Source organism: Magnetococcales bacterium (genome assembly GCA_015232395.1).
Classification (GTDB): domain Bacteria; phylum Pseudomonadota; class Magnetococcia; order Magnetococcales; family JADFZT01; genus JADFZT01.
This window is the reverse complement of the sequence record JADFZT010000061.1, coordinates 1-13,398: the sequence shown is the minus strand read 5'-3', so window position 1 is coordinate 13,398 and position 13,398 is coordinate 1. Positions and strand designations below refer to the sequence as shown.

The following is a 13,398-nucleotide window of genomic DNA, read 5'->3' as shown; positions in this document are numbered from 1 at the left end:
GAGAAAATCCGGATGGGGATTTTAAAAAGCAAACTGCTGCGAAATCTCTTCATGCTGTCGGTGTTGCTGGCAGCCAGCCTGCCCCTGTTCACGGTTTATGTTACCTATCCCGCTTTTATCGATCTTTTAACCCAGAGCAAGGAGGCGGAAGCGGAACGGGTAGCCGGGCATATGTCCTACTATCTCACGCTGGATCCCCAGGCCCAGGATCCCTCGTTTGAGGTAGTCCAAGCGCATTTGGATGAGTGGAATCAGCTTCAAAAGGATTTTACCATCCACAAATATCGGCTTTTTTCCTCTGCCGGCCAGATTATCGCCGGGTCGCAAGCAGAAGAGCTGGGGCAGATCAATACCAAACCCTATTTCCACAAAATTGTCTCCCAGGGTCGGATTTTTACCAAAACAGTCACCAAAAACCACCGCTCCATGGAGGGGGAAATCATCCCACTGGATGTGGTGGAAACCTATGTTCCCCTCATGCGCAAAGGGGTCTTTTTCGGGGCTTTCGAGATCTATTTCGACATCACCCGGGAGAGGGATACCCTGGAGCAGATGCTCTTTCGCTCCCTGGCTATTTTGTTTGGGGTGGCGCTGGTACTGTTCCTGTTGGTGATTCTGGCTCTACACCGGGCAGGGAAAGTCTCCCTGAAAAAGGAGGAGGCTGATCGCCGGATTCGCACCAACGAAGCCCGCCTGCGAGCCATTTTGGGAACAGCGCTGGATGCGGTGATCAGCATTGACGAAAAAGGCCGCATCATGGAATTCAACCCGGCTGCAGAAAAGCTTTTCGGCTATTCGGCTGAGGAGGTGATCGGTCAGGAGATGGCCGCGTTCCTGATTCCGCCTGAGGTGAGGGAGCAGCACCGGCAAGGGCTGGATAACTACCTGAAATCGGGGCAGGGCCGGATATTAAACAGTCTCATCGAGGTCCAGGCACTTCGCGCAGACGGCAGTCGGATCGAAACCGAACTGGCTATTACGGTGGTTCCGGTGGCCGAGGGACAGTTTTTCTTTACCGCCTATTTGCGGGATATCACTGAGCGCAAACGCATGCTCGAATCCCTACGGGAGGCCCTCTCCTCAGCCCAGGAGGCGAGCCAGGCGAAAAGCGCTTTTCTGGCCATCATGAGCCACGAAATCCGCACGCCCATGAACGCCATTCTAGGGATGGCCGAACTCCTGGCTGAGTCCAATCTGACCCCGGAGCAGCAGCGCCATGTCCGGATTTTCAATCGGGCCGGGGAGTCTCTACTCACCCTGATCAACGATATTCTCGATCTATCCAAAATCGAAGCGGGGCAGCTGGAGATCGAATCGGTCGCCTTTGATCTGCCACAGTTGGTGCGGGACATTGTCGATATTTTTCGGGAGGTGGCCTCTTTAAAGGGCATCACGATTGACCACGAAATAGTCGATCCTTTGATGCACAAGGTGATCGGTGATGAAACCCGCTTGCGGCAGATTTTATTCAACCTGATGGGCAATGCGGTCAAGTTTACCGACGAAGGCCAGGTTGTTCTGAAAGTGCAACCCACCCACCGTGCCGGGGAAAAGGAGCGCCTGCGCTTTTCGGTGATTGATTCCGGCATCGGTATTCCCAAGGAGAAACAATCCACCATTTTTGCCCCCTTCACCCAGGTGGACTCATCCACCAGTCGCCGCCATGGGGGGACGGGGTTGGGGCTGGCGATCTGCAACAATCTGGTCGAAATGATGGGGGGGCATTTGCAGGTAAAAAGCCAACCGAGCCAGGGCTCCACCTTCCACTTTACCGTTCGATTGCCCCGGGTTGTCACCGCTGAAGAGGGTGTTTTGGCTGATGCCGACATTCTCAACCGCGTCTCCCCCCTATCGGTCTCTGGGATACCACAAAGCCAACAGCCTGCTTTGGACCTGGAGCCGATCCGCCCCATGTCGATTTTGCTGGTGGATGACTCCGAGGACAACCGGGTGCTGATTCAGGCCTTTCTGAAAAAAGAGCCCCACCGGATCGATATGGCTGAAAATGGCCAGGAAGCCTTGGAAAAACTACAGGCCAACACCTACGACCTGACCTTCATGGATATGCAGATGCCGGTCATGGACGGCTATACCGCCACCCGGAACTATCGCCGTTGGGAGCGGGAAAAGGGGCTCAAATCGATCCCCATTATCGCGCTTACGGCCTTTGCCATGAAAGAGGACACCGACCGCATTCTGGCAGCGGGTTGCGACTTGCACCTGACCAAGCCGATCCGTAAGGTGCAGCTGCTCTCGGTGATTCGAAATTATCAGTAAGTCTTTGTCACGAGTTACAAAGACTTACAAAAAAACCGGGGAACGGCATTGATCCTTTGGGCTTGACTGTTATATTTTTTTAATAGGTGCTTAAAAAATTTTTGTCTCTCTTTCCGAGAAAAAGCCCATGTGGACTCGACAGAGCCTGATCTATCCGATTCTAGCCATGCTGGCCTTGACCGCTTTGGCCAGCATTGTTTCCGGATATTACATCAACTATTTGCCGGTTCATAAAAATATACACCGGGATCTGGCCCTCTCTCTGGAGACGGTGCGTGAAGCCGTACAGACCAATCTCGACGAAGAGCTTTTAGGGCTCGACCGTTTGGCCCGGGTGCTCCAGGGGGATCGACTGCTCAAACGGGGCCTGGTGAAACATTCTGAAGACCCGGAAGCGGGGCTCAACATCCTGCGGCGCAAGCTCGATGTCTATTTTCCAGGCCTGGGAGCGGATTTGCTTCTGATCGTGGATGCCAAAGGGGGGTTGATCTATCGTGCCCATGCACCCGGTGATCAATCCCCAACCCCCCTCACCCCAGGTATCGAAAAAGCCCTTGCCGGTGAGACCGTGCGTATCACCCTGGAAGATGAAAGGGGGCTCCTCCACGCCGTCCATACCCCTCTTTTCGATCAGGGGAACGTGCAAGGTGTGGTGGTGGTGGGTAACCGGATCGGTCCCCCCCAGGCTGCCTTCGCCAACAGCCGCTTCGACACCCTTGTTTCCATCGCCCTTCCCGGGAAAGTTCTCTCCGATCCCCTGGCATCCCCCGGCAATTGGTTGCCCATAAGTGACGCCCGGGTCAAAAAAGCCATCGCCCTGGAAAAGCCCCTCTTTTGGGAGGAACACGATCTGGCCAGGGCACAACATATCGCCCCCATTCATCTGGGGGATCGCACCCTCGCTATCGTCACCCACATCGATCTGGTCCCCTCCCATGGAGCACTCTTTCAGAGCAGCTATCGGCTGATGTGGCTGGCGGTGGTTCTCTTTATGCTGGTACTGCTGCTGGGAATCGGCGCTTACTATTTTTTAATCCACCCCTTGCGCAAACTTTTCGCCAAGGCGTCGGTGCTTTTGGATGTGTGCGCCACCAGTGTTTCGGATGATGTCACCAACTCAGGGACCGCGACGGTGGACGGCAATGAGATCAAACGCTTGGATCACGCCCTGGAGATGGCCTCCTTCACGGTCTACGCCCACATCGGCCAGCTCCATGAACAGAAGGAAAAGTTTGCCAACATGGCGGTTAAAGATCCCCTGACGGGTCTCGGCAACCGGCGGCTTTTTGATGATATTCTCAGTACGGCCCTGGCCCTCTGTCAGCGCCATGGTGGGCAGTTGGCGGTTTTTTATCTCGATCTGGACCACTTCAAGCCCATCAACGATACCCTGGGTCACGATATCGGTGACCTGCTCCTCAAAGAGGTCGCCGGACGCCTGCATCACACCTTGCGGGACTCTGATGCGGTCTTTCGTCTGGGGGGGGATGAATTTGCAGCGATCCTGACTCAGTGTGCCGATGAAAAAATCGCCATGACCCTGGCCGGACGCCTCAACGACGTGGTCTCCAAGCCCTATCGCCTGAACGGTCATGTCTGCAAAATCGGGGTGAGCATCGGCATCGCCATTTTCCCCATCCACGGTGCCGACGCCAAGGAGCTGCTGAAAAGGGCAGATACCGCTCTCTATGCCGCCAAGGAAGGGGGGCGGGGTAACTTCCGGGTCTACGATCACGCTTCGGAGGCCAATTGAACGGCGGTTGTTCCTAACGCAGCTCCTTTTCAGGTAAAGAGTCCGTTGGCCGCATTTCCTTGGCCCAGCTTGAGAGCTTGGCTATACCTCCAGCACTTTGGGTACGTCCGTTAAATTTCGGCACCCCTCTTTTTCCACCACCACCACATCCTCCAGCCGCACCCCCCCCATATCGGGATAGTAGAGACCCGGCTCCACCGTTACCACATGGCCCGCCTGGAGTATTTCATCCTTGCGCCCCACCCGGGGAAACTCGTGCACTTCCAAACCCAAGCCATGGCCCGTGCCGTGGAAAAAACCCTGCTGCCGGCCATCCGCTCCGACCCCTGTGGGAAAACCGGCTTCGGTCATGAGATCGGTCACCGCCTGATGCACCGTGAGCCCGGAAACCCCTTCCTGAATCATGGAAAACGCCAGTTTTTGACCCGCCCACACCGCGTCATAAGCTTTTTGAACCCGCTCAGGCACCTTGCCCCGGCAGATCGTTCGGGTCATATCCCCCCAATAGCCACTCTTTTCCACCCGGGGAAACACATCGAGAATGATCGCCCGGTGGGCGGGGAGGGGGCCGAAACCCTCTTCGTGGGGATCGGCGGCCTGATCCCCCCCGGAAACGATGGTGTGAAAGCCGCTGGCCCCTTCATCCACCAAGGCCTTGTTGATAGTGGCCCGAACCCGCTCGCTGGTGAGAATTTCCCCATCCAGGTGGAGCAGGCCATCCTCACCGATCCGGCTTTGGGAGATCATGTCGATGCCTGCGGCCATGCCGATCCCGGTCTTCACCAGAGCCGTTTCGATGGCGGCGATTTCCTGGGGACGCTTGATGGCACGCTCCGGCCAAAAAGCCCCTTCGACGGCATTCACCTCGATGCCGTTTTGGCGTAGACGATCTGCAAAACCCAGGGGAAAATCATCAGGGGCCTGGACCGAACTGATCTCCAGATCCCGCAAAAAAAAGGCCGCCAAGCTCCCAGCCTGGGGGATTTCATCGGGATATTTTTCCTTAAATGCCCGACGCACCTCCTCCCAGTTGACCACCTGATCCACCTGGGCCACCCGGCGGGCGCGATCCAGTTCCAGAATGGAGATCACCAGATGGCTGCGGCCACTCTCTTCCTGAACATAGAGAAAGGGGTCCGGCGCAAACAGACCGGTGGCATAAAGCATGTCGGCGGAGCGTTCGCTGTCGGCATAGATGATTCGGGCTGTCATGGCGTTTCTAGGGCCTTTGAAAGGAGCTGATGGGGAGAATTGCCAGGGTTATAGTTATTCCATTAAAAAATTGCGCACTTAAAAATCCACTGGGAGCAAGTTTGTTTTGCTCGTCATTCCCGTGAAGGCGGGAATCCAGAGAGGTAAAGTTTGCCCTCAAGAAAAATGAAAATCTTCTGAAAGGTTGTGTTTTCAATCATTCCGAACTGTTGCATATGACTCCCTGGATTCCCGCCTTCGCGGGAATGACGTGTCAGGGGAGGCATGCGTTGTTTTCGATTGGAATGACTATATTCAAATAAAAAAGGGGTTTGGGAACAATCTCTCCAAACCCCTGATACGCGTGTGATGAGGTGTTGGTTGCATGGCTTCGCAACCCAACATCTAAACCATATCCAAGACCTTGGCGACCAATTTTTCGATGCCTTCCCCGGCTTCGCCAATGGAGGCCGCACACATGTAAGCGGCTGTGGAGACCACTTGGTTGGCTTCATCGACCACAATCTGATCGGCTTCACTCTCCTGATGGCGGTTCCCCATGGCTCCAATCGCCTGGGCAGTGCCGGGATCGTTGCCGATGGTGAGGGTAATCCCCTGATCACTCAATGCTTTGGAGACCACCGCCGGGGAAATGCAGATCGCCCCGATAGGTTTTTTGGCTTGGTGCAGGCTGCCGAGCAGGGCGGTCAAGTCGCTGTTGACCGTCGCGTTGGGTCCGTCGAAGGCGACGCTGGAAAGATTTTTCGCCGCACCAAAGCCACCCGGCAAAATAATCGCATCCAGATCATCCGCGCTCACTTCAGCCAAATCTTTTACATTCCCTCGGGCAATGCGGGCGGATTCGGTGAGGACGTTGCGGGTTTCACCGGTTTCGTTGCCGGTGAGATGGTCGATGACATGGTGTTGGGGGATATTGGGCGCCATGGCGATCACTTCAGCCCCGGCCCGATCCAAAAAATAGAGGGTCAGGGTCGCCTCGTGAATTTCAGCGCCGTCGTAGACCCCACAGCCGGACAAAACCACACCGATGCGTTTTTTGGCCATGATCCATCTCCTCGCTTTAGAGTGTCACCCTGTGACCTGATTGGGCTTCACTGCCAAGAGGTCGAAACAAAACAAGGCGCAACAGATATCCCGGGGCAGAGCACAGAGCACATTGAGCCCCCGGGCCAAGCGCCTTGAAAGGACTATTGAGGCGTTCCGGATTTTTCAATGTTGGCATTGGACCAGCCAAACCAGTTACAAAACTTTTTACCGGTTTTGATCTTGGTTTCCTGAAAATACCGGTCGGTGTGATCCCGGGCCAGCCCAGCCTTGAGCGCCTTGAAAGAGACCCAGAGCAAAAATCCAATCGGTATCAGGTTTAAAAATTCCATGATCCACACTCTCCCAGATGATTCGTTGCTTCCACGGTTTTTCGACCCACTACTATAAACCAGAAAAACCAACTTTCCCAGAGCCAACGAAACGCACCCCCCCAACCCAACGAAAAACCCCTGACTACAGCGGGGTAGTCAGGGGTTTGATCAGCTCCCCCAAAGGGGATTTTCTAGCTGGATGAAATCAGCTTACATCATGCCGTCCATGCCGGGGGTGCCGGGACCGGCCGGGGGGGCGTCTGGCTTGGGCAGTTCAGCCACCATCGCTTCGGTGGTGATCATCAGGCCAGCCACGGAAGCGGCGGATTGCAGGGCGTTACGCACCACTTTGGTGGGATCGATGATGCCCCGAGCCACCAGATTGGTGAATTCGTCCTGGGAAGCGTCGTAGCCCATCGTGGGGCTGGTGGATTCCAGAATTTTGGAGACCACCACCGATCCTTCGGCGCCGGCATTTTCGGAGATGATCCGAACCGGCTCTTCCAGGGCCCGGCGAACGATGCGAACACCGGTCTTTTGGTCGTCGTTGGGAATCCCTTTGATTTTGTCGAGGGTCTTTTGGCTGCGCAGGAGAGCGACACCGCCACCAGGGACGATCCCTTCTTCCACAGCGGCCCGGGTGGCGTGGAGCGCATCTTCCACGCGATCCTTGCGCTCTTTCACTTCCACCTCGGTAGCACCGCCGACCTTGATCACCGCCACACCGCCTGCGAGCTTGGCCAAGCGTTCTTGCAGCTTTTCCTTGTCATAGTCGGAGGTGGTCTCATCAATCTGGGCGCGGATCTGTTTGATGCGGGCTTGGATTTCGTTGCTGGCGCCACGGCCATCGACGATGGTGGTCTCTTCCTTGCCGATGATCACCGATTTGGCGGTGCCCAGCATGTCGATGGTGACGCTTTCGAGCTTCACACCCACATCTTCGCTGGCCACGGTACCACCGGTGAGAATGGCGATATCCTCTTGCATCGCTTTGCGGCGATCACCAAAACCGGGGGCCTTGACGGCGGCAACCTTGAGGCCACCACGCAGCTTGTTGACCACCAGGGTAGCCAGAGCTTCCCCTTCCACATCCTCGGCCACAATCAGCATGGGGCGGGAGGATTGTACGACGCTCTCCAGTACCGGCAGGATTTGCTGAAGATTGGAGACCTTCTTTTCCACCAACAGGATGTAGGGCTCTTCCATTTCGACCAACATCTTGTCGGGGTTGGTCACGAAGTAGGGGGAGAGATAGCCACGGTCGAACTGCATCCCTTCCACCACGTCCAGGGTGGTTTCGAGCCCCTTGGCTTCCTCGACGGTGATCACCCCTTCCTTGCCGACCTTGTCCATGGCCACGGCGATCATCTTGCCCACTTCGGGGTCGTTGTTGGAGGAGATGGTGCCCACCTGGGCGATCTCTTCAGAGCTGGTGACCTCTTTGCTCATCTTGGCCAAGTTGGCCACGGCGGTCTCCACAGCGGTTTCGATGCCCCGTTTGAGATCCATGGGGTTCATCCCGGCGGCGACGGACTTCAAGCCTTCACGGATGATCGCCTGGGCCAGCACCGTGGCGCTGGTGGTGCCGTCACCGGCGGTGTCTGCGGTTTTGGAGGCGACCTCTTTGAGCATCTGAGCGCCCATGTTTTCGAACTTGTCCTCAAGTTCGATCTCTTTGGCCACGGTGACGCCGTCCTTGGTGATCCGGGGAGCGCCCCAGGATTTGTCCAGAACCACGTTACGTCCCTTGGGGCCCAGGGTAACCCGAACCGCGTTGGCCAGGGTGTTGACACCGTCCAACATTTTGGCGCGGGCTGATTCGCTGAATTTGACTTCTTTTGCCGACATGTTTTTCTACCTCTTTCGATGATGACGCCTGCCTCGGGCAGGACGTGTTTGATTCATTACGGTGAGGGCCTGAAAATTATTTCAGGATGCCCATGATGTCGGACTCACGCATGATCATGAGCTCTTCGCCATCGATTTTGACTTCGTTGCCAGCATATTTGGCAAACAGCACCCGGTCACCCACCTTGACATCCAGGCTGCGGACCTTGCCATCATCTCCTACAGCCCCTTTGCCCACGGCAAGAATCTCACCTTGAACCGGTTTTTCCTTGGCGGTATCAGGAATGATGATACCAGCAGCAGTCTTTTCATCCTGTTCCAGGCGCTTGACCAGGACCCGATCATGCAGTGGACGCAACTTCGTTTTCATGTGGCTCTGTTCCTCCGTAAACGATTTATGTGATGTGGTATTTGCTCCGGGGAGACCCGAATCATTTTTTTGGAAGTGAAAAACTTTCTGATAGTTCAATCTGTTCCAGTGTTTGGAGCAGAATTGGCACTCGTTGGCTTCGAGTGCTAATGTAGGCATTCGTTAGGGATTGTCAAGAGGTGGCCTGGAATTTTTTCAGTTTCTTGCCGAGTCGCCCGGCTGCCACCTTTGGCAGGGTCACCAACAGGTGGAGGATCTCCCCCTCTTCCTGTTGGTCGAGAATGCGTCCATCCCGATGCAGCGCCGATAGAAAAGCCCCTTCGGTGACCGGTACATCCAGTTGAAAGGTGCGGCCATCCCGGGTGGCGGCCCGTTCCAACTCTTCCAGAAGTTGTGGCATGCCAAAACCGGTGAGCGCCGACAGGGCCAGACCGGAGGAGGGGAGGGGAGGGGGAATGGGATCCGGCTCCAGGCCATTTTCAGGTGTGACTTTCCTGGCCTCGTCTGAACTGCCGTCGTCGTCTCTCTTGGGATCCCCATCTTCAGCTGATTTTGGTGCTGTTGTTTCGTCTGCCTTTGGCCCGGTTTTTTCACCCAGATGGTCCATTTTGTTATAGACCGTCAACATCGGCTTGGCTTGGGCATCCAGCTCTTCAAGCACCCCTTCCACCGCCCGGATGTGTCCTTCCCAGTCCGGGTCGGAACGATCCACCACGTGGAGCAGGAGATCGGCATCCAGGACCTCTTCCAGGGTGGAGCGGAAGGCGGCGACCAGTTGATGGGGCAGATCCCGGATGAAACCCACTGTATCGGAAAGAATAATCCGGGTGCCCGCCGGGAGATTGACCAGGCGCATGGTGGGGTCCAGGGTGGCGAAGAGTTTATCCGCCACCTCCACCTTGGCCTGGGTCAGGCGATTGAAAAGGGTCGATTTACCGGCGTTGGTGTAGCCCACCAGAGCCACGGTATAAAAAGGCACATCCCGGCGGGCCTGGCGATGGAGGTGGCGGGTGCGTTCCACCTGGGTGAGTTCTTTTTTGAGCTTGTGAACCCGTTCCCGAATCAGACGCCGATCCACCTCGATCTGCCGCTCACCGGGTCCACCCCGTAATCCCACGCCACCCCGTTGCCGTTCGAGATGGGTCCAGGTGCGCACCAGGCGGGATTGTTGATAGAGGAGGCTTGCGAGTTGTACTTGGAGGCAACCCTCCCGGGTGCGGGCCCGGGCGGCGAAAATTTCCAGGATCAGGCCGGTGCGGTCAACTACCTTGACGTGAAGGGCGCGTTCCAGATTGCGTTGCTGAACGGGGGTCAAGGCGTTGTTGAAGACCGCCACCTCAACCTCAAGGGTTTCAATGCGCTGGGCCAACTCTTCTACCGCACCCTTGCCCAGATAGGTGGCCGGGGAGATGCGGGAGGCGTTGGTCATCTGCAGGTGGGCGACTGTCAGTCCCGCTCCTTTGACCAGGTGGCGAAACTCAGCCCCCATGCGTTCGGCCCGCTCTCGCCCACCAGCAGGCTCAACCGCCTGAATCAGCAGGGCGGATTCGGGTTTTGGGGTAAGGTCGATCAGCACGTAGGGGTGGCCGAAGTAGGCTTTGGGGGTTTTATGCTTCGTATTCCTGGATGTCGATGTTTCGGGAGGGCATCACCGTGGAGACGGCATGTTTGAAAACCAGCTGGGTGACGCTGTTTTTAAGCAGCAGGCAGTAGTTGTCGAAGGAGACAATCACCCCTTGCAGCTTGATACCGTTGACCAAAAAGACCGTCACCGGGACTTTTTCCCGACGCAGGGTGTTCAGAAAAGGATCCTGAATGGTGCGTGCTGAATGTCCTGCCATGTCAACCCTCTCCCTCCTTATTGTTTTTTGTTTAATCGCAGAGCCAAAAACGCTGGATCCAAAAAAAACAGCCAGCGTTCCATAACTTTTTCGTATCGATACCTTCCTTGGCCGAGGCATTATAGGGGGGTTGTGCCGGGGTGTACAAGGTTCCCACCACTCTCTTTGTCATAGGCCTGTGAATCCAGAAAATCCACCACCCGGGCCAGTGCTTCCTTCAGGGGGGAATCTCCCAGGAAAATCAATCCCGGTTCACGACGCAGCCAGGTCATTTGCCGTTTGGCATAACGGCGGCTGTCTCTTTTGGCCAGGGAGATCGCCTCCTCCAGGGAGATCTCCCCATCCAGGTGGCGAAAGAGCTGCCGATAGCCGACCGCTTTCATGGCGGGCAGCCCCCGATCATGGCCTTGGGCATGGAGGGAGGTCACCTCTTCCAGTAGCCCGTGGGCCATCATCCAGTCAAAACGGGCCTCGATCCGGGGGTAGAGTCTCTCCCGGGGGCAGGTGATGGCGAGTTTGAGAATGGGAAAACGGGGGCCTTGATCCTGCTGCTGACACCACTCGGAGAGGGGGGTGCCGGTGGCTTGAAAGACCGACAGACCCCGACCAATGCGTTGGGCATCCCGGGGCGTCACCCGAGCCCCCCAGGCCGGATCCACCTGGAGCAGCCGTTGATGCAGCACCTCCCACCCCTTGAGTCTGGCCTCGGCCCGAATTCCCTCCAGTATCTCTTCCGGCACGGGGGGCACCGGCGCCAGCCCCTTTTCCACCGCCCGGAAATAGAGCCCACTCCCCCCCACGAGCATCGGCAGCACCCCCCGTTTATGGCAATCAGCGATCACATCGAGTGCGGCCAGGCGATAGCGATCCGCTGAAAAGGGCTCTCCCGGATCGGTGAGATCAAGGAGATGGTGGGGCAGTCGGGAAAGCTCTTCGGCAGAGGGCTTGGCCGAGCCGATCTCAAGCCCCCGATAGAGCTGCACCGAGTCGGCGTTGAGAATTTCCATCGCCCCATGACCCGCCGCAGCAAACCGTTCCCCCAGGCGAAGGGCCAACTCCGACTTGCCGGAGGCGGTGGGGCCCATCAAAAACAGGAGGGGGGCGGTCTGCCCTGCTGGAAAGGGGATCACGTTGGGTATAAATCAAGGTCAGGGTGAAAGTGGCCGGGCTCTTTCAAGTAGCCTGGAGGGGGGGGGCTTGCAAGGGAAAAGGGGTGTTGGTTTTATTTTACTGCGTGGAATCGCTATCATGGCGATCCAAAAGAGACTATGAAGGAACCGACAAGATCGTTGGCACCCCGCTGGCAAGCCTAATTCTCAAGGAAGGAAATATCATGATGCTTCAAAATCGCATTGCCCTGGTCACTGGGGCTGGAAGCGGTATCGGGCAGGCGATTGCCCTGGCGTATGCCAAAGAGGGGGCCACGGTGTTGCTGTTGGGCCGCACCCAAAAAAAGCTGGAAGAGACGTATGATCGGATCAAGGCTTTCAAGGGGGAGGCTTCCATTGTTTTGCTGGATCTGGAAAAAGAGCTGCACCGCATTCCCCAGCTGGTGGAGGGGCTGCATAAACGCTTCGGTCGCTTGGATATCCTGGTCAACTGCGCCGGGTTGTTGGGCACCATGACCACCCTGGAGGGGTATAAGCCGGTGGAGTGGGAAGCGGTCTTTCGGGTAAACGTCACCGCCCCCTTTTTCCTTACCCGGGAGTTGCTGCCCCTGCTCGGTGCGGCCCCCACCGCTTCGATCATCAACGTCAGCTCCAGTGTCGCTCACCAAGGCCGGGCCTTTTGGGGAGGATATGCCGCCTCCAAAGCCGCTCTGGCCAACCTCACCGAAACCTGGGCGGGGGAGCTGACCAAGACCCAAATCCGCATCAACACCGTCAACCCCGGCGGCACTGCCACCCCCATGCGCGCCACCGCCTTCCCCGGCGAAAACCCCACCACCCTCCCCACTCCCCAGGAGATCACCCCGGTCTTCCTCTACCTCGCTTCGGATGAATCCAAGGATGTCCGAGGTCAACACCTGAAAGCCCGGGATTGGTTGAAGTGGCAGGCTGAAAAACCGAAGCAGGCTTGAGTGGAATTGAGTTCAGAGGAGGGGGCTGACGGCATCGGGGATTGATAACCAAGCACTCAAACCAGGATCAAAAGATGAACTATCCCATCGCTCTCCACAAAGATACCCATTCTGCTTATGGCGTAACCGTTCCAGATCTGCCCGGTTGTTATTCTGCTGGGGCAAGCTTGGAAGAGGCTGTGGTCATGGCTGAAGAGGCGATTCAGTGCCATCTGGAAGGGTTGTTGCGCGATGGCGATCCTATCCCCCAACCTCGCGCTCTTGAAGAACACCAGCTCAATCCCGATTTTCAGAAAGCTGCTTGGGGGTTGATTCTGGTAGATCCAAGCAAAATTTTCGGGGTGTTGCTTCCAAATAACGGTTGAGACGGGCCTGAAAAGATGTTTCCAGAAGCAAAAAAAAGCACCCACAAGCAACGTGTGGTTTGAGTTGGTCTTCTGGCTTAGAGCGTTGAAAGTAATAGTAAATTTCGCAAGCTTTCTCTCTTCTCTTCAAGCGCTAAAGCAGTAATTTCCCAAAAAAACCTTCAAGTTAATGTGTGAAGTAGTATTTTGTTGTAATTTTCGGCAAATTCAGTTACCTTTACCTGAATCGGTGACTTTGTACTGAGACGCCCAGCCCCGTGCTCTCGGGCCAGCACTTCGACCACCGGAACCTCC

12 protein-coding genes are annotated in these 13,398 nt (G+C 56.4%); 4 read left to right on the top strand and 8 right to left on the bottom strand.

All coding sequences use genetic code 11. From position 1 onward, the window contains the following. Positions 1-12: 12 nt before the first annotated feature. Together HQL52_15095 and HQL52_15090 are read left to right on the top strand one after the other, a co-directional pair. Entirely contained in the window at positions 13-2,277 is a 2,265-nt protein-coding gene (locus HQL52_15095) for a PAS domain S-box protein (GenBank protein MBF0370775.1), read from the top strand. A 127-nt stretch (positions 2,278-2,404) separates the two neighbouring features. Beyond that, positions 2,405-4,030 (top strand): diguanylate cyclase, encoded by a 1,626-nt coding sequence (locus HQL52_15090; protein ID MBF0370774.1) that lies wholly within the window; start codon positions 2,405-2,407, stop codon positions 4,028-4,030. Positions 4,031-4,111: 81 nt separating this feature from the next. On the opposite strand, the gene HQL52_15085 is transcribed toward HQL52_15090, so the two are convergent. The 8 genes from HQL52_15085 to miaA form a co-directional block, all read right to left on the bottom strand. Further along, entirely contained in the window at positions 4,112-5,242 is a 1,131-nt protein-coding gene (locus HQL52_15085) for an aminopeptidase P family protein (GenBank protein ID MBF0370773.1), read from the bottom strand. 384 nt (positions 5,243-5,626) lie between these two features. Continuing rightward, a complete protein-coding gene (gene elbB / locus HQL52_15080) occupies positions 5,627-6,286 on the bottom strand; it encodes an isoprenoid biosynthesis glyoxalase ElbB (protein MBF0370772.1) in 660 nt (219 codons plus the stop codon). 143 nt (positions 6,287-6,429) lie between these two features. Next, positions 6,430-6,618 carry a hypothetical protein gene (locus tag HQL52_15075; protein ID MBF0370771.1) on the bottom strand — a complete coding sequence of 63 codons (189 nt, stop codon included), beginning with the start codon at positions 6,616-6,618 and terminating at the stop codon, positions 6,430-6,432. Between the two features lie 192 nt (positions 6,619-6,810). Beyond that, a complete protein-coding gene (gene groL / locus HQL52_15070; GenBank protein ID MBF0370770.1) occupies positions 6,811-8,448 on the bottom strand; it encodes a chaperonin GroEL in 1,638 nt (545 codons plus the stop codon). Positions 8,449-8,524: 76 nt separating this feature from the next. Further along, the gene (gene groES / locus HQL52_15065; protein MBF0370769.1) at positions 8,525-8,818 is read right to left on the bottom strand and encodes a co-chaperone GroES; all 294 of its coding nucleotides are present in this window, start codon (positions 8,816-8,818) and stop codon (positions 8,525-8,527) included. A 172-nt stretch (positions 8,819-8,990) separates the two neighbouring features. Then, positions 8,991-10,307, bottom strand: coding sequence for a GTPase HflX (hflX, locus tag HQL52_15060; GenBank protein ID MBF0370768.1), 1,317 nt, complete (start codon positions 10,305-10,307; stop codon positions 8,991-8,993). Positions 10,308-10,425: 118 nt separating this feature from the next. After that, positions 10,426-10,659, bottom strand: a complete 234-nt coding sequence (gene hfq, locus HQL52_15055; GenBank protein MBF0370767.1) for an RNA chaperone Hfq — start codon at positions 10,657-10,659, stop codon at positions 10,426-10,428. Positions 10,660-10,778: 119 nt separating this feature from the next. After that, the gene (miaA, locus tag HQL52_15050) at positions 10,779-11,789 is read right to left on the bottom strand and encodes a tRNA (adenosine(37)-N6)-dimethylallyltransferase MiaA (protein MBF0370766.1); all 1,011 of its coding nucleotides are present in this window, start codon (positions 11,787-11,789) and stop codon (positions 10,779-10,781) included. A 203-nt stretch (positions 11,790-11,992) separates the two neighbouring features. On the opposite strand from miaA, the gene HQL52_15045 reads away from it, so the two are divergent. Both HQL52_15045 and HQL52_15040 read left to right on the top strand, forming a co-directional pair. Next, positions 11,993-12,739, top strand: coding sequence for a YciK family oxidoreductase (locus tag HQL52_15045; GenBank protein ID MBF0370765.1), 747 nt, complete (start codon positions 11,993-11,995; stop codon positions 12,737-12,739). A gap of 74 nt (positions 12,740-12,813) precedes the next feature. Next, complete coding sequence (locus HQL52_15040; GenBank protein ID MBF0370764.1) at positions 12,814-13,104, top strand: type II toxin-antitoxin system HicB family antitoxin; 291 nt, start codon at positions 12,814-12,816, stop codon at positions 13,102-13,104. Positions 13,105-13,398 lie beyond the last annotated feature (294 nt).

Excerpts from the sequence above, each read along its gene's own strand:
- HQL52_15095 (MBF0370775.1), top strand. The coding sequence starts at position 13 with ATGGGGATTTTAAAAAGCAAACTGCTGCGAAATCTCTTCATGCTGTCG.
- HQL52_15090 (MBF0370774.1), top strand. The coding sequence starts at position 2,405 with ATGTGGACTCGACAGAGCCTGATCTATCCGATTCTAGCCATGCTGGCC.
- HQL52_15085 (MBF0370773.1), bottom strand. The coding sequence starts at position 5,242 with ATGACAGCCCGAATCATCTATGCCGACAGCGAACGCTCCGCCGACATG.
- elbB (MBF0370772.1), bottom strand. The coding sequence starts at position 6,286 with ATGGCCAAAAAACGCATCGGTGTGGTTTTGTCCGGCTGTGGGGTCTAC.
- HQL52_15075 (MBF0370771.1), bottom strand. The coding sequence starts at position 6,618 with ATGGAATTTTTAAACCTGATACCGATTGGATTTTTGCTCTGGGTCTCT.
- groL (MBF0370770.1), bottom strand. The coding sequence starts at position 8,448 with ATGTCGGCAAAAGAAGTCAAATTCAGCGAATCAGCCCGCGCCAAAATG.
- groES (MBF0370769.1), bottom strand. The coding sequence starts at position 8,818 with ATGAAAACGAAGTTGCGTCCACTGCATGATCGGGTCCTGGTCAAGCGC.
- hflX (MBF0370768.1), bottom strand. The coding sequence starts at position 10,307 with ATGGGGGCTGAGTTTCGCCACCTGGTCAAAGGAGCGGGACTGACAGTC.
- hfq (MBF0370767.1), bottom strand. The coding sequence starts at position 10,659 with ATGGCAGGACATTCAGCACGCACCATTCAGGATCCTTTTCTGAACACC.
- HQL52_15045 (MBF0370765.1), top strand. The coding sequence starts at position 11,993 with ATGATGCTTCAAAATCGCATTGCCCTGGTCACTGGGGCTGGAAGCGGT.
- HQL52_15040 (MBF0370764.1), top strand. The coding sequence starts at position 12,814 with ATGAACTATCCCATCGCTCTCCACAAAGATACCCATTCTGCTTATGGC.